Here is a 21806-nt window from a genome sequence, read left to right on the forward strand (position 1 = left end):
TGAAAATCTCCTGCTTACTTTAATTAACCTACATTAATTTTGTAGCCCTTTGCTACCATGAAATCAAAAATTACTCGTGTTACAACTAATGCTGAAAATAAACTTGCTACTATACCAATCATTAAAGTAAGTGCAAAACCTTGAACAGGTCCGCTCCCAAATTGATAAAGTATAATTCCTGTGAAGAAGGTAGTAATATTTGAATCAAAAATTGCAGAAAAGGAATTTGCAAAACCACTATCTACTGCTGCCTTAGCAGTTTTGCCGGTTGCCAGTTCCTCTCTAATTCTTTCATAAATTAGAACGTTAGCGTCTACGGCCATGCCAATTGTTAAGATAATACCAGCTATGCCGGGTAAGGTTAATGTGGCGCTAAAACCAGCTAGTACCCCTAAGATTAATAAAATAGTGTTGATTAAACCTACTACAGCAACAGAGCCAGCTTTTTTGTAATAAAAGATCATAAAAATTGATACTAATGAGAAGCCTATAACAAAAGAATTAAATCCTTGGCTTATAGAATCCTGTCCAAGTGAAGGCCCAACAGTTCTTTCTTCGATTATATCCACTGGTGCAGGTAGTGCTCCAGCCTTTAATACAATTTCAAGTAGTTTTGCTTCGTCTAAGCTTGATATGCCTGTAATTTGTGAATTGCCGGTAGGAATTTTATTTATAATTGTAGGTGCGGAATAAACTACGCCGTCTAAAACAATAGCGCATCTTTTATTGATATTTGCACCAGTAATTCTTGCCCATTCCCTTGCGCCTTCACTGTTCATTGACATTGTAACTTCCGGTGCTGAAGTATTTGGGTCAATACTTGCTTGAGCATCTACAATTACTCCACCTGTTAATTCTGGTTGTTTATTGACCATATACATTCGATAATACTTTTGTCCATCTTGACCGATTTCTGGTTTTGCATCAAAAAGGAATTCAACGTTGTCAGGCATAACCTTTTTAACTTCTGGTAATTGCAAGTAATCTAATAATTTTTGACGGTCACTTTCTTTAACAAAAGCATCTGCAATTCTTCCTTTTGAATCAATTAGCCTGGCAATGTAAAAGAATGGATGCTCAATTTTAAATTGTTTTTCTGTTAGCTTTGTGTTAGTTGTATCTTTAGCTGATTTTAACGAATCAATTTTTGAACTGTCAGTTAATGCTTTTGCCAGAACTTCATCAATTTTGTTCATTATTGGGATGGCAAAGTCGGCATCTTTTACAAGTTTGAACTCTAATAGTGCTCGCCCTTGCAATAATCTTTTGGCTTCTTCTTCTCTTGCTATTCCTGGCAATTCTACAATTAACCTTCTTGAACCTTGCTTTTGTATATTAGGTTCGGAAACGCCGTACTGATTAACTCTATTACTAATAATTTCCTGAGCTCTTGTAACAGCGTCTGATTCTTGCTGCTGAAGTTTATTTATGATTTGTTGGTCATCTTCTCTTATAGTTCCAAAGTATCTACTTAACCTAATGCCTCTTTGCTGAAGTTTCTTAGCAAGTACAGTAACAATATTTTCGTCAGTGTTCTTCGTCTCATTTTCTGCCTCTTTCAAGACTTTATTGAAAGTTTCGTCTGGATCTTTAGCAAGGCGTTCAAGAAGCTTGGCAGTGTTGACTTCCATTACAAGGTACATACCACCTTGTAAATCTAACCCTAGTTTAATTCTTTTTTCTCTTGCTTTGCGATAAGCTGGGTTATTAGCAAGTATACTATCCTTTTTGTTTGTTAAAATATCTCTTAAAACTGATTTGGAAATTTGAGGGTCTGCGTTTTTTATACTATCACCTATAACAGCAATTTTTTTAGAAACCTCTTTGTTGTTTTGATAATCTTGGTAGGTGGGATATAATAAATATAATGAAAGTGCTGCCGCTGCAATTATAATGATGAATCTAAATCGTAGTTCTTTCATTCGTGAGTACAACCATTATTTAGTTAATTTTATTGTTTATTAGAATGCGAAATATAGATTGTACCCTCTAAAAAGTCAATTAATATTGCTTGAAAACAAGTTGTTTGTTCTATCACCATTATGCTTAATGTTGCATGTTTTTGTTACAAAACTTATTGTAAATAGTGCAGCAGAGATATAACTCAATGCTTGTATAAATAGTTTGTGTTATTCATAATTGTTGCTTATAAGATGTGTATTTTGTGAGTATAATCTTAAAAGGAATAATAGATATGGAGTTAAACTGTTGTCACTAAAATTAAGGCTGTCCCAAACTAACTTTTTAATCTTTATTTTACTTTTATTTTTTTGAGACAGCCCTACTTGCAAGAAACTATTCTCTTACTACCCAAGTTTTAACGGTTGCTGAAACAGAAGGGTGAAGTTTTATATTGACACTGTAAATTCCCAAAGCTTTAATAGGTTCTGCGATTTCAATTTTACGTTTATCAACTTCGTATCCTTTTTCTTTGAGTGAATCTGCAATCATTTGGTTGGTTACCGAGCCAAAGATTTTATCTTCTTCACCGACTTTAACTGGAATGGTAATAGAGATTTTTTCTAATTCAGCTGCTAATTTTTGAGCAGCTTCAAGTTCTTTAGCTTCTCTTTTAAGGATTTGTTTTTTTTCTTCTTCGAAGCTTAAAATGTTTCCTTTTGTTGCTTGATAAGCAATTTGTCTTGGTATCAAAAAGTTTCTTGCGAATCCATCTTTTACTTCTACCACTTCGCCCACTTTTCCAAGTTTGTCGTAATTTTTTCTTAAAATCACTTTCATTAGATACTCCTTATTTTACTGCTTCAGAGACGTAAGGTAAAATAGCTAAGTGACGTGCGCGTTTAATAGCGCGCACCAACTCTCTGTGTTGTTTCGCACTTAGACCTGTAATTCTTCTTGGTATTATTTTACCTTGGTCAGTTAAGAATTTTTGGAGCTGCTTTGAATCCTTGTAATCGATATATCCAGTAATTACTCTTTTTATTTTTTTCACTGTTTTCATTAAAAACCCCTTATTGCTTATCGTTTTTCATAAGGTCGGATTCTTCATCAGTCAAAAATTTATCGAATGAATTATCCTCAAAATTACTGTCATCTTCAACAGCATCAACAGTATCTTCGGCTGTGCCGTTTCCAGATTTATTGAACTTATTAAGGAATTGAATTCTTTTTGCTTTAATTTCTACAATTGTTCTGTTCTTCCCGTCTTCTGTTTTGAAAGTACGGCTTTGCATTTCCCCGTCAATTAAAACAGCGCTACCTTTTTTAAGACGGTCTCGGCAGCTATCTGCTAACTTATTCCAAGCAACAACTCCAACATAGCAAACATCTTCCTGCCATTGATTGCTGCTGTCTTTATACCTTCTGTTAGCAGCAATGTGAAAGTTGACAACAGGTGTGTTATTAGAAGTTTGTCTAAAAACAGGATCCTTTGTTAAGTTTCCTGCTACTATAACACTGTTAATTTCTGGCATCTTCAAATCAGCCATCGTTACCTCCAAGCTACTTTTGTTATTAATCAGTTACGTTTTACAATTAGTTTTTTGTTAATTCAGGTATTAGTTCTTCATCTTCAGCAGTGACTGAAATTTGTTTTTGTTTTTCAATTGCTTCAAGTGCACGCTTATCTAATGTAATAGTTAGGTATCTTACAATGTTTTCGTCCAATCTAAAATTCCTTTCGATAGTGGTTATGGAAGAGGGAATTGTGAGGTGTCTAATTATAAGATAATAACCAGTTTTAGATTTTTTTATTGGATATGCGAGACGTTTGCGTCCCCATTTATCTACATCGATTATTTCACCACCATTAGTAGTTATTAATTCTTGTATTCTTGATATTGTTTGTTCAATCTGCTCATCTTCTAAAGCAGCGTTAATAATAATCACACTTTCATAGTGTCTTTTGTTCATTTTTTATCCTCCCTTTGGACTTTAAGGCCTTCATTAAAATATAAAAATGAAAGCAGGGTTTTATAAAATTTAATGCGCTAAAATATATTTATTTAATCAATGGTGCAATAACTAATGACACAACCGACATTAATTTAATTAAAATATTAAGTGATGGACCTGAAGTATCCTTAAATGGATCACCTACTGTATCTCCAACAACAGCTGCTTTGTGAGCATCAGAGCCTTTAGTATAAGTAAGCCCGCTTGAGGTAAAGCCCGCTTCAATTAATTTTTTTGCATTATCCCAAGCTCCACCTGCATTTGCTTGAAAAATAGCCATTAACACGCCACTTGCGGTGACACCTGCGAGTAATCCTGCTAGCATTTCCTTGCTGATAAAACCAATGATTACAGGTATAACAACTGCCATTACGCCTGGGACAATCATTTTTTTAATAGCTGCCTTTGTTGAAATTTCAACGCATCTTGAAAAGTCGGCTTTAGCTGTTCCTTCTCGTAATCCCTTAATCTCTCTAAATTGCCTTCCAACTTCAATAATCATTTCCTTGGCAGCTTTTCCAACAGCATTTATGGATAAAGAAGAAAAGAGAAATGGCAGCATGGCACCAATAAATAAACCACCCATAATTATTGGTTTTGAAATATCTATTACTGAAATATCTGCTTGGTGCATATATGCACTGAACAAAGCAAGAGCTGTTAAAGCAGCTGAACCAATTGCAAACCCTTTTCCAATTGCAGCTGTAGTATTTCCTACTGCATCAAGTTTATCCGTTCTTTCTCTTACTTCTTTCGGGAGTTCTGACATTTCAGCAATTCCACCTGCGTTATCTGAAATTGGACCATAAGCATCAACAGCTAATTGAATGCCAGTAGTAGATAACATTCCTAAAGCAGCAATTGCAATACCATAAAGGTTAGCAAACTGATAAGCACCAATTATACCAATTGCAATAATAATTATGGGAATTGCGGTGGACATCATTCCCACACCTAATCCGGCTATAATATTTGTTGCAGCTCCGGTGATTGATTGATTCGCAATTGTGTGGACTGGACTATTTTCTGTGCTGGTATAATATTCTGTAAGCATTCCAATTATTACGCCAGCAGCTAAGCCAATTATTGTTGAATAGAAAACTCCTATATTTGAATAAGTGAAGTTATTGTAGATCCATTTATCAGGAAGCATTTTCATAATGATAAAGTATGATGCGATAATCATTAATCCAGCCGCAGTAAATTCACCAAAATTAAGAGCTTTCTGAGGATTTCCTCCTTCTTTAACTTTAACAAAGAAAGCACCAAAAATTGATAACAAAATTCCAGTCCCTGCTAGTATTAACGGTAGAATAACAGCTTCTAGACCAATTTCTGGGACTGACGGGTCGGCAAAGACAGCACCTAAAACCATTGTTCCAATTATTGCTCCCACGTATGATTCAAAAAGGTCAGCTCCCATTCCTGCAACATCACCAACGTTATCACCAACGTTGTCTGCTATTGTTGCAGGATTTCTCGGATCATCTTCTGGTATGCCCTCGTAAACTTTACCAGCTAAGTCAGCCCCTACATCAGCAGCTTTTGTATAAATTCCGCCACCCACTCTTGCAAAAAGAGCAATCGATGAGGCGCCTAAGGAAAAACCTGAAATTACATTTATAATTTTTGACAAATCCCAAGATAAATTTTGATATATAATAAAAAGTACGCTTAAGCCAATTACCCCCAAACCAACTACATTCATTCCCATTATTGAGCCGCCGGAAAAGGCTATTTGAAGTGCTTCACCTAAACCCGTTCTTGCAGCGTTAGCTGTTTTAACATTTGCTCTAGTTGCAGCAATCATTCCTAAAAAGCCTGCAAAAGCCGAGCAAAAAGCCCCAACAATAAATGATACCGCTATTAGCCAAGAAGAATCAGTCCTGCCAAAATTTGATATACCTAATAAGAATGCTACCGAAACAACGAATATAGCTAAAACTTTATATTCGGTTTTGAGGAATGCGATTGCACCTTCTCTAATGTGATTAGAAATTTCTATCATTATTTCGGTGCCAGAATTTTGTTTCTTAATCCAATTGTATTTTAGATATGAGTAAAGTAAAGCAGATAAACCGATTAGAGGAATAATGTAAATTAATGGTGACATAGAAATCTCCTAATTTGCATCGGGTTTGTTTAATGAGTAAATATCTTTTGAATATTTACTGTAGTAGTCTAACATTTTGTTAATGTCTTTTTTAATGAACTCTTCAATAAGTTCAACAGAAAAGGAGATGTATTTTTTTATTAAGTTCAACTCACTATGACTAAATTTACTTAAAACATAATTAGCTAATTTGCTCTCAGAGTAATCATTACCAATTCCAAATCTTAATCTATGAAAGTTATTTGTTTGTAAATGGTAGATAATTGATTTGAGTCCGTTGTGACCGCCATCTGACCCAGATTTTCGTATTCTAATTTTACCAAGTTCGAGATGGATATCATCCACTACCACAAGTAAGTCACTAATCTTTATATTAAAATTTTCAATAACTTCTAAAGCTGCAATACCACTTTGATTAACATAAGTTGTTGGTTTTACTAATAAAAAATTAGCAGCATTTAAATTACCACTTGCAAAATAAAAATTGTTTTTAGATGGTTTAAAAAAAAGCTTATGTTTTTCAGCAAAATAATCTAAAATTATAAAGCCTATATTATGTCTTGTTAATTCATATTTTTTACCTAAGTTACCAATTCCAATAACAGCTTTCAAGAAGTCTATTCTTCCTCTTTTTCTGCTTTGCCTTTACTTATCACTTCAGGTTCCGAAGGTTCAGCTGTTGTTGTTTGTGCAGTTGTTGCAGTCTCAACAGCAGCAGCTCTTGGGATATTAATTGATACTACTATGACTTCAGGAGGATTAAGTACTTTTACATTTTCTATTTGTATGTCCTTAACGTGGATAGAATCACCAATACCCAAGTTAGAAATATCTATTGTGATATGTTCAGGTATATATTTTGGCAGACAAGCCACTAATAGTTTATGCAGCTGGTGTTGAACGACACCACCTTCTTTAATACCTTTTGCTTGTCCCTCTAAGACTACAGGAACTTCAAGCTCTAATTCTTGTCCCACTTGAATACCTAATAAATCAAAATGAATTATCTTGTCAGTTACGGGATCAAAGTCAACATCTTTAAGAATAGACTTAATTTCCTCTCCCTCATCAATTTTAAGATTTACTATGTGAGTCTCTGAGGTGTAAATTAGAGGTTTTAGCGAACCTTCTGAAGCATAGATAGGTATTGGTTCCATTCCTTTGCTATAAAAGATACCAGGCACAAAACCTCTTTTTCGTAATTTATTATTTGCACCTTTTGTAAAAAGCTCTCTTTTTTTTACTGTTAAATTAATTTCAGACATTTTTTATCGCTCTCCTTACTAACTTTTATCAATTTCAAATAAAGAACTAATGGATTCGTTTCTAAATGAACGAATTATTGCTTCTGCTAATAGTTCAGAAGCGGTTCTGACAAAAATTTTTTTTGTATTAATTGATTCTTTAAGAGGTATGCTATCAGTTACATATAATTCTTTAATTTCAGCATTATTTATTTTTTCTATTGCGTTACCCGATAAAAGGGGATGTGTTACAGCGCCGTAAATATCTTTAGCACCATTGGCTTTAAGTGCATTAATTGCGGAGACAAAAGTACCTGCAGTGTCTATCATATCATCTACTATAAGAACGTTTTTATCTTTGACATCGCCAATTATTGTCATTACCTCTGCAACGTTGTGAGTGGGTCTTCGTTTATCAATTAAGACTAAGCTTGCATTAAGTCTTTTTGCATAAGCTCTTGCTAATTTAATACCTCCAATATCAGGCGAAACAACCACTAAGTCTTTTAATTTATCTTTAAATATTACCGTAAAAATAGGAGATGCATACAAATGGTCAAAGGGAATATCAAAAAAACCTTGTATTTGGGCAGCATGTAAATCCATTGTTATAACCCTATCGGCTCCTGCAACTGTTATAAGATTTGCAGTAAGTTTTGCTGAAATTGAGACACGAGGTTGGTCTTTCCTATCCTGTCGTGCATAGCCAAAATAGGGGATAACAGCTGTAACTCTTTTTGCTGAAGCCCTTTTAGCGGCATCAATCATAATAAGTAATTCCATAAGATTTTCAGCCGGGGGATGAGTAGATTGAACAACAAAAACATCCCTTCCACGTATATTTTCAAGGTATTTTACCCAAATTTCACCATCACTAAATCTCTTAAGGTCAGCCTTCCCTAATTCTAATCCTAAGTACTCACAAATTTTTTTTGTTAAAGTTGGGTTAGAACTCCCAGAAAATATTAAAGGTGCGGTTTCCACTTAAAAAGCAAATTTTTTTTATTAAATAGTCGCCAAATATAATTAAAAGCTTAAGGCATGTCAAACTTTGCATCCACTGTTATTTAGTTCTTTTGCTGAATAAATAAAAAATTACAACTATTATTACAAAGAGGGCACTGTAGTAAATCCAAACTGGTGTCTCTTTTAGTTTAAAGGGACGATAAGTAGCTGTAATGTATTTGCCCGTACCAATTTCATCTAAAGTGTATTTCCAAGTCAATTTATTATTTGAAACTGAAGTGGCATTATTGCTTAATATTTGTCCTGGTAAATAATAAATGTATGTTATTGAGAAGTCCTTACTTTCAAAACCAAAGCCAGTTGCAATTGGCTGTATGAACTGAGAGAAAATTTTTGTGTTTTCAGGTCCGTCTTTAATTGATAATTCGGCACCTTTGAACGCACGTGTTTTATTTAAATTTTCAAGACTGCTGAATTCCAATTCGACCTTTGTATGAGCGGTACTGTCGGAATAGTCTTTATAAACTTCTACATTAGTCAATTTCACAAAATCTGAAAGGAATTCTTTTTTTACAGAGTCTTGATTAAAAATTCCTAAGTTCTCTATTAATAATGAGTCCCGCGAATTTTTCCATTTCATCCAATAGTGGATGAACATATTTCCGGAACCATCGACTTTTATTGTTGTTACTTGGGTGTAGTTTAAGCAGCTGGATAAGTAAACACTTATAATAAGGAAAGTGAAAAATAAACTTAGCTTTTTCATAAATGATTATTTTGTGTAATGAAAATATGCGAAAATTTTGACTAATAAATGAGTATAATTATAATTTGTTTTATCATAAGGAGTCTATATTTTTGCAAGTCAAGTTTTTATTGGGAGAATTTTTTATGCCTACTTATGATTATAAATGTACCAGTTGTGGTTATACTTTTGAAGTGTTTCAAAAAATTTCTGATGAACCAATTGGTTTTTGTCCCAAGTGCAATGGAAAAGTAAAAAGACTTATAGGAGCTGGTGCCGGCACAATTTTTAAAGGAAGCGGCTTTTATCAAACAGATTATAAAAATAAATCAAATAAACCCACTGAGGTAAAAAAAACAGAGGGTGATAAACACTCGGGCGACAAAGATAGAAAGTAGCCAAAGTTACTTTTGGTAAGAATTGCTGTGTATTCTTATAAAGTTAATTAAAAATCTAAACCTAACGAAAGATAATATCTGGGTGATGTATAAGAATGCCAGTTAAATGCCCAAGCCACGTCAAATCTCCATAGGAAAAACAAGTAAGCTCTGAATCCAACACCCATTCCAATTAATAAATCTTTGGTAATTAAGTTGCCGGCTTCATCTTTTGTGAATAGCTGTAATTTATTTGTGTTATTCCAAGCTGAGCCAGCATCTACGAAAGCGACGCCAAGTATATTTTGGAAAAATAGTGGTATTGGACCAGTTAAAAGGTATCTGATTAAAGGCATCCTTAATTCGAGGTTTAACAAGGAATATTTTGTACCAATTTGTTGTGCGTAATCGTATCCTCTTAGGGGTAAACCTGGAGTTAAAAAAGCAAAATCAGCTGCTGATCTTACAGGTATATCACCAGTGGCAAAAGAACGATTAATCCAATTTTCTGTGCCACCAATGAAAAATCGTTGAGGATTAGCCCCACCTGAATAGCCACCAGATATTCGAAAAGCAAAACTGTTATCAAACCAAAATCTAAAATAATTGCGATAATCCCATACAAATGAAAAGAAACTTTGAGTTTTGTTAGTAAGACCAGGATTTCCAAATAATGTAAAGTTATAGCGGGTTCCTTCAATTGGAGATGTGTAACCCCATAATACATTATCTTGAATATAACTTATAGCAGGTATTATGTAAGTTGCATTATCAGATGGTACGGCAATATTATCTAGATTTTCAGAAGAAACGCTCAGAACACTAAGACTGCCATCAATTCTATGAAATCGGTCAAAGGGATAGCTTGCTGATATTATTCCGCCAAAATTTGTAAACCTATATAAGTTAGTACCAAAAAACGTATTTAGGTACACAAAACGTGCTGTATGAAAAAGTTCAACACCCCAATTTGTTCTGTTTTTCAAGTAATAGTAGGCTAAGCCGTAATCGCTGTTTTTTATATCTATTTGAAGGCTGGTCACACCTATTAATCTATGATTACCTAATACATCACTAAAGGCTAATTGTGTTGTTCCAAGTAATCCATAAAGTGTGCTGTAACCTGCGTTGGCATAAATTAAGTCGGGTGAAAAATTAATTTTGTATTTGTTTACAAGATAATTACCATCGGAGTCTAATTTTTCTTTAAATAATTCTTTCCTCATTTTTGCTCTAATACTATCCTCTTTGGTAGTTGTACCGAAGACATATTTGCTGTAATCTACATTGGATGAATCTTGGTAGCCGCTGCTTTTTGCGGTATACTGACCTGTAAATATTCTTCTTTTTCTATGTGTCGAAAGTGTATCAGCGGTATTATTATTGGTTGATATAGTTGCAGAATCTTTTTTTTCAGCTGAAGCGAATGAATGTTCTACAATTGGTAATGGATTAATTCCTTTTCTTAATTGTTTCATAAATTCAGTGGTTTGTAATTCCTTTTTGCCAATGTCTATATTAAACGGGTCATTTAGTATGAAAATATTATAGCCAAGTTTATATAGAGCAGTAAAAGTTAGTTTTTTACCGTCATAAGAAATAGAAGGCTGACTAATAGGAGAGATTGAATTAGTAATAGGAATAGCTTTGTTTGCTAATACGCTGCTACTGTCATTTTGTGGGATAATACTTTTCTTATATAAGTTGCTAATGCCGTTATAGTCAGAAACAAAAATTATTTCTTTACCATCTGGTGATACTACGGGATAGACTTCATCACTTAATTCCCAATCTGTTAAACGTGTTATTTTTTTTGTATTGATATCAATTGAATAGAGGTCTAAGTTATGGTAATTAAAATTGTGCATTGCAAAATCGTCGGGTAAGTTAGCGCCGTTTAAGTACTTGCCTCTGTCAGAAGAAAAAATAATTTGCTTGCCATCAGGTGTCCAAGTTGGATTAAAATCACTAAAAATATCATTTGTAATATTAGTTACCTTTTGGGTATTGAAATCGTAGATGTAAATATCGGATTGTGATGAATTTTGTGCATCAAATGCTATTTTAGTTCCATCATGTGACCAGCTAACAGATTCAATTCCATCCATCTTAAAAGGTAGTTCGTAATAATCATCTGTTTCAACATTTATAACAGCAATTGCATCATACCCGCCGCTTTTTAACGATAAAGCAATTCTTTGATTATCGGGTGCCCAAGAAAGTGAAGGATGCAGTATGTTTAATTCTTCAAAGTCATTTGTTTTTCCGCTTGAAACTACTTTTTTTATAATTTTTCCATCTTGACTGTTCATAAGGTAAACGTTAAGATAAATATCCCTATCTGAAATAAAAGCAATTTTATCACCCTGAGGAGATATTGCCGGACTTGTGTTATAAAAACCCCCACTTTCTTTATTATCTGTAAGTCTTTTAGCATATTCATCGGGGTCTGAGTAAACAGCTATTTCAGGCCAGTAAATTTTCTTTAAGCTTTTTTTCCATCTTTCGTTTAATTCCTTTAAGTCGATGCCTATTGATGCTTTAAGGCCAGGTTCAAGTCCGTTTAAATTTTGAATCTTGCCTACCAATTCTCCAATTTTTTGTTGACCGTAAGTATCAGCAATATACTTAAAAACAGATTGACCACCACGATAGCCTAAGTAGCCGTTTAATCTATCAATATCAGGTAATGATTCAGTGCTAATAGCATCTCTAATGAACATATCGGTATTTGTTTCCCAGCCTTGAGAAATGTATTCAGCTATTCCTTCCATAAACCATTGTGGAAGCTGAAGTGTAATTCCTCTAGAAATAATATTTTGTATACTACCGCCATAGAGCATATCTAACATAACAGCATGTACCAGTTCGTGATGTATTACATGCTGAAATTTTTGATATGAGCCTTCGAAAGGGAACACCACTCTATTTTTAAATGGTTCTGTGAATCCACCCGTGCCAGGGTCTATATATTCATCACTAACATTTGTCTCTTGAAAATCATCGTGGGAATTATAGATTATAATTGAAATTCTGTCGGTTATCTTAAAGTTCAGCATATTTTCTATTTGTGTCAACGAAGATTCTGCAACTGCCGCTGCGAACTCTGTTATTTTTTCACCGCCTTTTGAGAAATAAATATCGAAATGTTTTGTTTGTATGTAAAACCATTCTAAGTTTTTGTATTGCACTTTGTTCTGGCCAAATTGAGCTACCACATTGCAAACATTCACAAAGAGCATTAACACAAAGAATATTATTAGCTTTTTCATTTTTATTACCATTGTTTTAAGTTTAGTTTTACACTAATGCAAAATCAATTTCTCTTTTAGTTTCGTTTACTCTAATTAGTTTAACATTAACCTTATCACCTAATCGAATTCTTTTGCCGGTTCTCTTTCCATAAACCGCATAGTTTTTTTCATCGAACACATAGAAGTCATCATTAATATCTTTAAGCCTGACTAATCCTTCTGCTAAAGTATGACTTAATTCAACAAAAATTCCAAAATTTGTTATGCCAGATACAATAGCGTTAAATTCTTCACCAATTTTGTTTTTGAGAAACTCAATTTGCTTCAGTTTAATTGATAATCTTTCTGCTTCTGTAGCAGAGCGTTCTTTTTCAGACGAATGATTGCAAATTTTTTCTAACTCTTCAAGAGAGAAATTCTTCTCTTTGACATTTTCAACGTAATTATAGATTAACTTGTGAACCATTAAGTCCGGGAACCGTCTGATTGGCGATGTAAAATGTGTGTAATATTTAAAACCAAGTCCGTAATGACCAATGTTTTTTGTTGAGTAAATAGCCTTTGCCATAGACCTGATTGCAATTTCATTAATCACACCCTCTTCTTCAGTTCCCTTTACTTGGTCTAACAATATTTGAAACTGTTTTGAATTGTTCACGGCTTTAGGGTCAAATGAGTAGCCTAATGATTTTACAAAACGGGAAAATTCTTCAATCTTTTCTTTATCGGGTTGATCATGAACACGATAAATAAACGGCGAACGATTTTTTTTATCTAAGTTAATATGAGTTGCAATAATCTGATTTGCTAATAGCATAAACTCTTCAATCAAATTGTGGCTTTCTTTTATTTCTTTAATTTTTACATCAATTGGTACACCATTTTTATCTAATTTAAATTCTACCTCAGGAGTATGAAAATTAATACTGCCTTTTTTTATTCTTTTTTGTCTAAGAGTTTTTGCCAATTTGTTTAGAAGGTTAATTTCTTTAGCAAACTCACCTTCGCCCTTGTCGATAATTTCTTGGACCTCATTGTAAGTAAATCTTCTTTTACTATTTATTATTGATTTTTTTATTTGATATGAGACAACCTTTCCTCGTGGAGTAATTTCAGAAATTACTGAGTAAGTAAGACGGTCTTTGCCTGGCAGAAGAGAGCAGATGTTAGTAGATAATTCTTCCGGTAACATTGGGATTACCTTTCCAACAAGATAAACACTAGTGGCTCTTTGCTGTGCTTCTTTAAAAATAGGTGAGTTATATTTTACATAATAACTTACATCTGCAATGTGCACTCCAACCAAAAAATTACCGTTCTCAAGTTTTTTAATTGAAACTGCGTCGTCGAAATCTTTTGCGTCGTCAGGATCAATTGTGAAAATTATTTCATTTCTTAAGTCTAATCTTTTTTCTATCTCAGTTTTTGGTATTATCTCAGTAAGAGTTTTTGATTGGGCAGTTACTTCTTTTGGGAACTTATATTCTAAATCAAATTCTCTTGCTATAGCTGCTATTTCAGCGTCATAAGAACCAGCTTTACCTAATATTTCCAGAACAGTTCCCTCTAAACCAAATTGTTGCGATTTCCATTCTAATTTTCCAACAACAACCTTATCACCAATTTTAGCACCGTTTAAGTTCTTTTTAGAAATATAAATGCTTTTGGGGAGTTTTTCGTCAACCGGTTCAACAAAATAAAAGGATTTTGTTTTTTTTAACGTTCCAATAATTTTTTTATGTGCTCTTTCTATTATGCTTACAATTTGTCCCTCAATATTTTTGCCGTATTGTTTGGTCAACAACTTAACTTCAACTTTATCACCATCCATTGCTGAGTTTAAGTACTTTCCGGGAATAAATATGTCTTTAATGTGATGATTTTTTAGGGTAACGAAACCATAGCCTCGTTCATTAATTATTTTTAGTTTGCCTATTAATCGTTCATCAGTTTTTTTATTAAGCGAATATCGTTTACCCAGTTTCACGATGAATTCTTCCTGCTGAAGTTTATGCAGATAAAATTTTAATTCTGCATACTCGTGGTCATTTTTTAAGTTTAGTTCTTTTGCTAACTCTTTTGCTTTAATTTTAGACTGGGGATGTTTACTAAAAAAAGATTTTATTTTGTTTTTCATTAGAACTCGAATCTATATTTAAATCCTAATTCGTTAATTTTTTCGTCGAATGTATAAGTTTGTCCTATAGGGTCTCTTCTTTCCACTCTTATAAGAAAGTGGGGATTGAAGAGGTATTCAATTTTTAGGTTTGCTTTTGCAAAGTTTTGAAACAGCTCTGTGGTGCCCCCAAAACTGTATCTTAAATTTTGTATTCTGCCTGATAAAGAAAATCTTGTGTATTCGCCCGACTGAGAAAAAGAGATGTTATTTACCAAATCTCCAACAGCTGAATTAACGAAATTAGTCAATACAGAACCAAGAAACGAAGTGGCTGTATTGCCAAGTGTGTTTGTTTGAGCAGCTACTTGACCTTTATCTTGTGCAGTTAAATCATCCTTAAACTTACCTATTAAAATAAATGAAAACGCGTCCGCATAATCATACTGCGGGTCCCTAATGTCGTGCTGAATGTTATTACTGCCCACATAAACTCCAATGCTTTCCGGGTTGTTTGCGAGATTTTTACCTAAATCTTCTAATGTACCTTTTATTTTTATTTTGACAGCAACTTCTTCAGCTGGTGCATTAGGGTCCCTAGGATTTACATAGTCACTTGTATAAGTAGCTATTACATCTAAGTAAGGGTTGTAAATATTACTTTCAAAACGAAGGTAGCCTTTAGCATCGAAAGTTTTAAAAAATTCCAATTTGGAGCCAGGTAGTAATTCAAATGAACCCTGGGCTCGTTTAATCCCGCTTATACTTTGCAGTTCGAGCTCCCCAGCAATTTCTACCGCTAATCTTTGGTTAACAGCCTGCGAGAGTATAAAAATAATTTTTGCTGAGTTTTCCACCTTAACCTTAATATTGTAATCAAATAAACTTTCTGCAGTGCTTACGATTTTTTTGTTTTTTCTAAGAATTTTTTCGGTCTTCAACAAATTTTGAAAGCGTAATAATTCTTTATCAATTTTTGTTGTATCTTCAATAATTCTTACATCAAAGTTAGAGTTATTTTTGTAATAGGTCTCATCGGTGGTGGTATAAACAAGGTCGGTTTGTTTAAGTAAAATGTTGCCTGTAAAATAAGCACGATTATTTAATAGCTGAAATTTCCAGTCTCCGCTTGTTCCAATTAATAAATCTCCATACAGTAAAGGACTGACGGTCTTTGACCTTTGTCCTAGTACAGCTAAAAGTCCTCTTAAACTTACATCTACTTTATCCAAACTAAAACCTTTAAAACGAATTTCGCCAGTTCCATTAATTTCTCCATTATATTTAGAGCCGCCGGAATTAGCAATTTTAAGACTGTCAATAGTTAAGGTTTGTTTATGGAATTTCAATCTTGTTGAAAAAGAATAATCTAAGTAATTAATTAAGGAACGAAAAGACCCATCTTGAATGCCTAATATGCCTGAGTAATCTGGATTGTAGAATGTACCTCCAATTTTAACATCAGCTATTAATTTTCCTTTTTGGCTGATAACATAAGGTATAACGTTTCCGAATGTGCTTATATCAAAGTTTTCTGACTTTATTGAAAGATTTATTTGGTCGGTCTCAGAAAATCTATTTTTAACATTTATAAAACTAAGATTAATGGGGATAGTGCCAATTATACTAAGTTTTGGGTTGTTGTAATTATATGTTGTGTCAATAAACCTAAGGTCGGTTGAAACGGTCTTATCTTTATAAATAAATTGGCCTATTAAATTGCCAAATTTAACATTGCTATATGATATATCCTTTAGCACCAAACGAAGGTCAATTTCAGGCTTTTCAAAATTTCCGTTTAGCGAAGCAGTTAAATTGCCATTAGTCGAAAGTTCATTTTGGTTGCTGTTCATTAAGTAATTATTTAAAATGCTACCGGTTATACTATCTACTGCAAGTGTTAAGTCTTGAAAATTATCGCCAACTATTTTCCCATTGATATTCACAGTAGTAACGCCATTACGTAAAGTAAAATTTTCAAATCTCATGTGGTCGGAGGAAAAAAATATTTTTGGTGTGTTCTTGTTCACCCAGCTTACATTGTTAAAGTCTATTAAAATTTTGTCAAAGTTAATTGATTGTTCAATAGGGGAAATAAGAAGTGTACCTTCAGCAGCTATGTTGTTTGTACTATCTATGTTTGCTGAAACGTTAAAAAACAATTTACTTTGATTGAAGACGAAATCAGCTTCAATTTCTCTTATGTTAGTATTTGAATAAAATCTTTTAGCTGTTAATGAAATAGACCCGAAAATGTTATCGAATGTAGAGAACCTATTGTCTCTCGTAAAATTAAAATCAGCGTCTAAGCCGGATATATAAATAGTTTTTTGTTTGTTAAGAAAAATAAGATAATTTAGGGAGAGCTGTGTATTAATGGAAAAATTATTGTTTAAATTTTCAATTGAACCACTGCCCGAACCCTCTACATCCAATTTATCGTTATTTAAAAGTTTGGCAATAAGTTTAAAATCCTTGAACTTGAAATCGAAATTAAATTTTAAATCTTCTTGAATTGCTGCGGCGTCATTTTGGATACTAACTGTATCTTTAATAGTATCATTTCTTAAATGAATTGGGTTCATCTCCTCAAGTTTTTTTGAAACAATGTTTGATATTGAATTCGCTTCGAATTGCAGCAGTGAAATTGCTTTTTTAGTAGAGAAATTACCGTATATATCGAAATCGAGAAAGTCGGATACAAATTTAATTTGTTTATTAGTTGAATCTGTATTTACAACCAGCCTGATTTTCGAATAGTCAATATTTGTGTTTTCAAAGTAAGATGAATCAATTCCAGCTTCGAATGTGATATTTATCTTATCTGGGTCAAAGCTTCTGCCCTTGGCATTAAAAAAGAAGTTTAGATTGCTTAAGTATCTTGTGTCGTTCAAGTAAGAAGCGAGATTTAAATTTCTTATATCACCAGAAAAATTATATGTTGCCGAGGTATCTTTATCAAATTGCAGATTCCCGTTTATATTCGCAATATTTTTTTCAGATTTGCCACTCAATTTAATGTTTATCATTTTATTTTTAGCTGTCGACGATATTGCAATATAATCAATTTTGTGGGAGTTGATAGATGAATTTTCGGCGAAAAATTCTAAAGTCGAGTTTAGATTTAGTGGGCTTATGCCTTTACCAATAATTTTGCCTTTAGAGTTAATTTTTGATTTAATACCAAGAATTGGCATTAGATTAAAATCTTCCGTTTCAAAGCTGATATTGTATGCAGTCAGTTTATTTTTAAAGTTGAGTTGAGCAGTTGAACTAATTTTTCCCTCAGAAGAATTTGCAGTGAACTTAGTACTGAAGTTTAGCGGTTCACCATTAAATTCAACATTTATATTTTGTAACGTTAGTTCATCAAAACGAGGTAATTTCAATGATGGTAGAAGCAGATTAATATCTTTGTAATCAATATTAGAATTTTTAATTGACGAGGTTAAGAAGAGTTTTTCGGGCTCATTGAGATTTTGGATATTACCGGTCATCTGCACATGAGTATTGCGAAAATCAACTTTTAGGTCTTCTATGTTAAAATTGCCAAACTCACCCTTGGCTTTAAGTTGCAAGTCAACATTTCCTTTTAGTAGCTCTGTGCTTTCAATAAATGACGATAAATCATCAAAACTAAACGGAGATGCTGTAAGATTTATAGAAATAGGATATTTTTGAAAATCTTTTAGTTCTACATTACTAAACAAATTTAGGCTGTCTAACCGCGCTGTAATGAAAATAGAGCTTTTATCGGAGATAACTTTAAGTCTGTTTACCAAAATATATTCATGCGTGAGTGCTATTTGTCCAGACAATTCCTTCACATTGAATTTTTCTAAATTGGGGGAGAATGAGAGTTCTCTTAAATCAACTAAATAATTTGAATTGCTTATATCCAAATATATCTCTGCAGATAAAAAGAGATTTTTTATCTGCAAGTCATCTAAGTTAATTAGCTTATAAATTTTCTTGCTATATTTATTTTGAAATGTTTGTCGTACAAAATTAACATTTCGTAGCTGGAGGTTACTTGCTTGTATAGCAAAATTAAACTGGCTTTTAGTTGTGTCAGCTGCTTTTGATTTTAAAAGCTTATCAAAGTTCCAAGTGCCTGTACTGTCTTGAAGTAAGTTTATATTTGCATCTTCAAGAAGTATTTTTCTGAAGAATATTTTTTTAAGTAATAATTGGAGGGGGCTGGTTTTAATCTCTATTTTTTTAGCGTAAAGTAGAGTGTCCTTGCTTACGGTAACAGAGACCTTTCTTAGGTAAAATGAAGTAAATATAGTACCGTCAATTTTTTCGATGTTGATTTGGCCGTTTAATGAGGAATTAGCAGCAGCAATTATTTTTTCTCTTAGAAATTCACGGAAGGAGTTTGTTTGAGAATAACCTAAGAACAATATTATTAACAGGCAGATAAAAGCAAATAACCCGATAAAGGTGTTAACAATCTTTCTAAATAAACTTCGCTTTGGTTTTTTCTTCTGCTCAATTTTTGACATTACTTCTTAAATTTTTCCAATATCGTGTTTATTATATTAGTAGTTGATTGTTGATGAACAAACTTGATGGTTTCAACTTTACCGCCATTAGCTTCAACAATTTCTTTCCCCACAATTTTATCTTTAGACCAATCAGCTCCTTTCACTAAAATATCCGGTACTAATTTTTCTATAATTTTCAATGGAGTATCTTCTTCAAAGACAATCACATAATCTACTGGTCTTAAATTAGCTAAAACAAAAGTCCTTTCTTTTTGGTTTGTTATAGGTCTATTGCTGCCTTTAATTCTTTTAACTGATTTATCAGAATTTACAGCCACAATTAATACATCGCCGAGTAACTTTGCCTTGCAAAGATAATCTACATGTCCAGCATGTATTAAATCGAATACGCCATTAGTAAATACAACTTTTTTATTTTCTTTTTTTAATTGATTTCTAATTTTGATTAGTTTTTCTATGGTTACAACAATATTTGTCATTTTAATTCCGATTTAACAGCATTAAATAAAGCATCTAATTCAATTGGCACAATACCAACTTCTTGGCATACAATACCAGCTGCAAAATTGGCCAAGTAGGAAGCTTGGTATATATCTGCTCCAGCGGCCAAAGCAACTGTAAGTGTGGAAATAACTGTGTCACCGGCACCGGAAACATCTGCAACTTTCCTTGCTTTAGTGGAAATTTTCCTCTCAGATTTCCCGTTTTCAAATATTGCCAATCCTTTTTCGCCTAATGTTAAAATAACATATTTTGATTTTAGTATTTCAAGAATTCTTTTCCCGGCATTAGTTATGTCTTCATTTGTTACTATTCGTATTCCAAAAGCGTCTTCTGTTTCCTTCCTATTAGGCTTGAAGACTGTAACATTTTTATACTCAAAGAAGTTATCAAATTTGGGGTCGACAGTTATAATAATGTTTTTTTGATTAGCCAATTTAATTACACTTTGTATTAAACTTTTTGTCAGCACGCCTTTGTTATAATCTTCTAAAATAATAGCATCTAAATCATTTATAATGTCTGTTAAGAAGTTCATAATTTTCTTTTCAGTAGCCAATTTTATTGGGTGTGTTTTTTCTTTGTCAATTCTTACGATGTGCTGGTTATCGGCTATAACTCTTGTCTTAGTTGTAGTTGGTCTACCTTTTTCTGTTATTATTGCGTCAGGAATTATATTTTTTTCTTTAAGCAGTTGTTTAAAAATTTTGCCGTCGTTGTCATCACCAATTAATCCAATTGGTATTGGTGTAGCCCCAAGTGATAAGATATTATTTGCTACGTTCATAGCTCCGCCAAAACGAAAGATTTCATTGTCTATTTCTACAATAGGAACTGGAGCTTCAGGTGAAATTCTTTTTACGCCGCCCCAGAAATACCCATCTAACATCATATCTCCAACTACGGCAATTTTTTTCCCAATAAATTTTTTTTTAAGCTGTTCTAGTTTTTTGATTGAAATGTTTAGCATCATTTATCCTTATAATTCCATGTGGCAAATTTATTTTTTAATTCGATTTTTACAAGATTAGATTCAGTTCCAATCCACATATTTGTTCCGTCGAAAAAAAGGCAATTTACCATAGATGGTATTTGTTCGTCTCTTATTGGCATAACTCGATTTGTTAATCTGTTAATTAAAACAATACCTCTTCCAAAAGCTTCTTTAGATGAAGAACCGAATTGATATAACGCTGCCCAGATATAATTACCAGTTCTACATAATGCGTTAACACCATTACCGGGCAGACCGTTGGTAATGTCAAACTTATGCCATTCATTTTTTCTGTTGAATTTATAAATTCCGCCTATGTTAAATTCCGGTCTCTCTTTAGTTAAGAACTCATCAGTGCCAATCCAAATATTGTTCCCTTCGAAAACAATGGAGGAAATAGAAACTTGTTCGCCCTCGCCGTTAAAAAAATTTAGTTTGTTGTCGTAAAATACTCTTGAGCTTGGGTCGCTTAAATCTTTATTTGCATAATACTTATGCAAACCCGCCTCAGTGCCAAACCAAATTAGACTATCGCCGTCAATAGCTATTGTTTTTATTGTGTTAGTTTTCTCGTTGCCATTGATGGTCATATCGTAGTCAAAGAATCGTTTAGTGTTGAGATCATATTTAGAAAGATATTGAAATCTTCCAATCCATAATACATTTCGGTATTTGTCATAAGCAAGTGCGCGAATCCAATTACCTAATTGTCCGCCCAAACCAAATTTTCTTTTTGTCCAATAATTTTTTTGCTTATCGTAAATAAATAAACCATCTGTTGAGCCAGCCCAAACAAATTTATCATTAGCAGCAATAGAATAAAATATATCTTGTTGAATGTTGCTGTTTTCTGTAGAAAAATTTATAAACTTATTAGAGGCAGGTGAATATTTGTAAATTCCTTTGCCATTAGTAGCAATCCAAATTGATTGTTCATCACTGCAAATAGCTGTTACGTTGCTACCCTTCAAAAAAAAATTTATAAAGTCAGCATTTTGAGCAGCTAAATTATAGACAAGCAAAAAGAAAAGAATAAAAGAAGTATGTTTAATCATTGGTAGAAAAGCATT

General features: G+C 33.0%; 17 protein-coding genes. 1 reads left to right on the forward strand and 16 read right to left on the reverse strand.

What is annotated here, in order from left to right; translation table 11 throughout:
- Window positions 1-23: 23 nt before the first annotated feature.
- From secD to ABRY23_05820, 10 genes are all read right to left on the reverse strand, one after another.
- A complete protein-coding gene (gene secD / locus ABRY23_05775) occupies window positions 24-1922 on the reverse strand; it encodes a protein translocase subunit SecD (protein ID MFA3782559.1) in 1899 nt (632 codons plus the stop codon).
- A gap of 373 nt (window positions 1923-2295) precedes the next feature.
- A complete protein-coding gene (gene rplI / locus ABRY23_05780; GenBank protein ID MFA3782560.1) occupies window positions 2296-2739 on the reverse strand; it encodes a 50S ribosomal protein L9 in 444 nt (147 codons plus the stop codon).
- Between the two features lie 10 nt (window positions 2740-2749).
- Complete coding sequence (rpsR, locus tag ABRY23_05785) at window positions 2750-2962, reverse strand: 30S ribosomal protein S18 (GenBank protein ID MFA3782561.1); 213 nt, start codon at window positions 2960-2962, stop codon at window positions 2750-2752.
- A 10-nt stretch (window positions 2963-2972) separates the two neighbouring features.
- The gene (locus tag ABRY23_05790; GenBank protein MFA3782562.1) at window positions 2973-3449 is read right to left on the reverse strand and encodes a single-stranded DNA-binding protein; all 477 of its coding nucleotides are present in this window, start codon (window positions 3447-3449) and stop codon (window positions 2973-2975) included.
- Between the two features lie 46 nt (window positions 3450-3495).
- Window positions 3496-3873, reverse strand: a complete 378-nt coding sequence (gene rpsF / locus ABRY23_05795) for a 30S ribosomal protein S6 (GenBank protein MFA3782563.1) — start codon at window positions 3871-3873, stop codon at window positions 3496-3498.
- Window positions 3874-3961: 88 nt separating this feature from the next.
- A complete protein-coding gene (locus tag ABRY23_05800; protein MFA3782564.1) occupies window positions 3962-6028 on the reverse strand; it encodes a sodium-translocating pyrophosphatase in 2067 nt (688 codons plus the stop codon).
- Window positions 6029-6037: 9 nt separating this feature from the next.
- On the reverse strand, window positions 6038-6640 hold the full coding sequence (pth, locus tag ABRY23_05805) for an aminoacyl-tRNA hydrolase (GenBank protein ID MFA3782565.1): 603 nt from the start codon (window positions 6638-6640) through the stop codon (window positions 6038-6040).
- Window positions 6641-6645: 5 nt separating this feature from the next.
- On the reverse strand, window positions 6646-7293 hold the full coding sequence (locus ABRY23_05810; protein MFA3782566.1) for a 50S ribosomal protein L25: 648 nt from the start codon (window positions 7291-7293) through the stop codon (window positions 6646-6648).
- Window positions 7294-7311: 18 nt separating this feature from the next.
- Window positions 7312-8256: a ribose-phosphate diphosphokinase gene (locus ABRY23_05815; protein MFA3782567.1), complete on the reverse strand. Its 945-nt coding sequence runs from the start codon at window positions 8254-8256 to the stop codon at window positions 7312-7314.
- A 79-nt stretch (window positions 8257-8335) separates the two neighbouring features.
- A complete protein-coding gene (locus ABRY23_05820; protein ID MFA3782568.1) occupies window positions 8336-9004 on the reverse strand; it encodes a hypothetical protein in 669 nt (222 codons plus the stop codon).
- Between the two features lie 125 nt (window positions 9005-9129).
- Between ABRY23_05820 and ABRY23_05825 the strand changes: the two genes are divergently transcribed.
- Window positions 9130-9381, forward strand: a complete 252-nt coding sequence (locus ABRY23_05825; GenBank protein MFA3782569.1) for an FmdB family zinc ribbon protein — start codon at window positions 9130-9132, stop codon at window positions 9379-9381.
- Between the two features lie 47 nt (window positions 9382-9428).
- Here the strand turns inward: ABRY23_05825 and ABRY23_05830 are convergent, their stop codons facing one another.
- From ABRY23_05830 to ABRY23_05855, 6 genes are read right to left on the reverse strand one after another with little or no spacing between them, the layout of a single operon-like run.
- Window positions 9429-12632, reverse strand: coding sequence for a peptidase MA family metallohydrolase (locus tag ABRY23_05830; protein ID MFA3782570.1), 3204 nt, complete (start codon window positions 12630-12632; stop codon window positions 9429-9431).
- Window positions 12633-12660: 28 nt separating this feature from the next.
- The gene (gene rnr / locus ABRY23_05835) at window positions 12661-14751 is read right to left on the reverse strand and encodes a ribonuclease R (protein ID MFA3782571.1); all 2091 of its coding nucleotides are present in this window, start codon (window positions 14749-14751) and stop codon (window positions 12661-12663) included.
- Window positions 14751-19238: a hypothetical protein gene (locus ABRY23_05840; GenBank protein ID MFA3782572.1), complete on the reverse strand. Its 4488-nt coding sequence runs from the start codon at window positions 19236-19238 to the stop codon at window positions 14751-14753. Before ABRY23_05840 ends, rnr begins: the two co-directional genes overlap by 1 nt.
- Window positions 19238-19720 (reverse strand): D-glycero-beta-D-manno-heptose 1-phosphate adenylyltransferase, encoded by a 483-nt coding sequence (gene rfaE2 / locus ABRY23_05845; protein MFA3782573.1) that lies wholly within the window; start codon window positions 19718-19720, stop codon window positions 19238-19240. Before rfaE2 ends, ABRY23_05840 begins: the two co-directional genes overlap by 1 nt.
- Complete coding sequence (rfaE1, locus tag ABRY23_05850) at window positions 19717-20715, reverse strand: D-glycero-beta-D-manno-heptose-7-phosphate kinase (GenBank protein MFA3782574.1); 999 nt, start codon at window positions 20713-20715, stop codon at window positions 19717-19719. The genes rfaE2 and rfaE1 overlap by 4 nt, the downstream gene beginning before the upstream one ends.
- The gene (locus ABRY23_05855) at window positions 20712-21791 is read right to left on the reverse strand and encodes a hypothetical protein (protein MFA3782575.1); all 1080 of its coding nucleotides are present in this window, start codon (window positions 21789-21791) and stop codon (window positions 20712-20714) included. Before ABRY23_05855 ends, rfaE1 begins: the two co-directional genes overlap by 4 nt.
- Window positions 21792-21806: the final 15 nt, after the last annotated feature.

The organism is Melioribacteraceae bacterium 4301-Me (genome assembly GCA_041538185.1).
Lineage (GTDB): Bacteria > Bacteroidota > Ignavibacteria > Ignavibacteriales > Melioribacteraceae > Pyranulibacter > Pyranulibacter aquaticus.

Coding starts and splice junctions, on each gene's coding strand:
- secD (MFA3782559.1), bottom strand. CDS start 1,922: ATGAAAGAACTACGATTTAGATTCATCATTATAATTGCAGCGGCAGCA.
- rplI (MFA3782560.1), bottom strand. CDS start 2,739: ATGAAAGTGATTTTAAGAAAAAATTACGACAAACTTGGAAAAGTGGGC.
- rpsR (MFA3782561.1), bottom strand. CDS start 2,962: ATGAAAACAGTGAAAAAAATAAAAAGAGTAATTACTGGATATATCGAT.
- ABRY23_05790 (MFA3782562.1), bottom strand. CDS start 3,449: ATGGCTGATTTGAAGATGCCAGAAATTAACAGTGTTATAGTAGCAGGA.
- rpsF (MFA3782563.1), bottom strand. CDS start 3,873: ATGAACAAAAGACACTATGAAAGTGTGATTATTATTAACGCTGCTTTA.
- ABRY23_05800 (MFA3782564.1), bottom strand. CDS start 6,028: ATGTCACCATTAATTTACATTATTCCTCTAATCGGTTTATCTGCTTTA.
- ABRY23_05810 (MFA3782566.1), bottom strand. CDS start 7,293: ATGTCTGAAATTAATTTAACAGTAAAAAAAAGAGAGCTTTTTACAAAA.
- ABRY23_05820 (MFA3782568.1), bottom strand. CDS start 9,004: ATGAAAAAGCTAAGTTTATTTTTCACTTTCCTTATTATAAGTGTTTAC.
- ABRY23_05825 (MFA3782569.1), top strand. CDS start 9,130: ATGCCTACTTATGATTATAAATGTACCAGTTGTGGTTATACTTTTGAA.
- ABRY23_05830 (MFA3782570.1), bottom strand. CDS start 12,632: ATGAAAAAGCTAATAATATTCTTTGTGTTAATGCTCTTTGTGAATGTT.
- rnr (MFA3782571.1), bottom strand. CDS start 14,751: ATGAAAAACAAAATAAAATCTTTTTTTAGTAAACATCCCCAGTCTAAA.
- ABRY23_05840 (MFA3782572.1), bottom strand. CDS start 19,238: ATGTCAAAAATTGAGCAGAAGAAAAAACCAAAGCGAAGTTTATTTAGA.
- rfaE2 (MFA3782573.1), bottom strand. CDS start 19,720: ATGACAAATATTGTTGTAACCATAGAAAAACTAATCAAAATTAGAAAT.
- rfaE1 (MFA3782574.1), bottom strand. CDS start 20,715: ATGATGCTAAACATTTCAATCAAAAAACTAGAACAGCTTAAAAAAAAA.
- ABRY23_05855 (MFA3782575.1), bottom strand. CDS start 21,791: ATGATTAAACATACTTCTTTTATTCTTTTCTTTTTGCTTGTCTATAAT.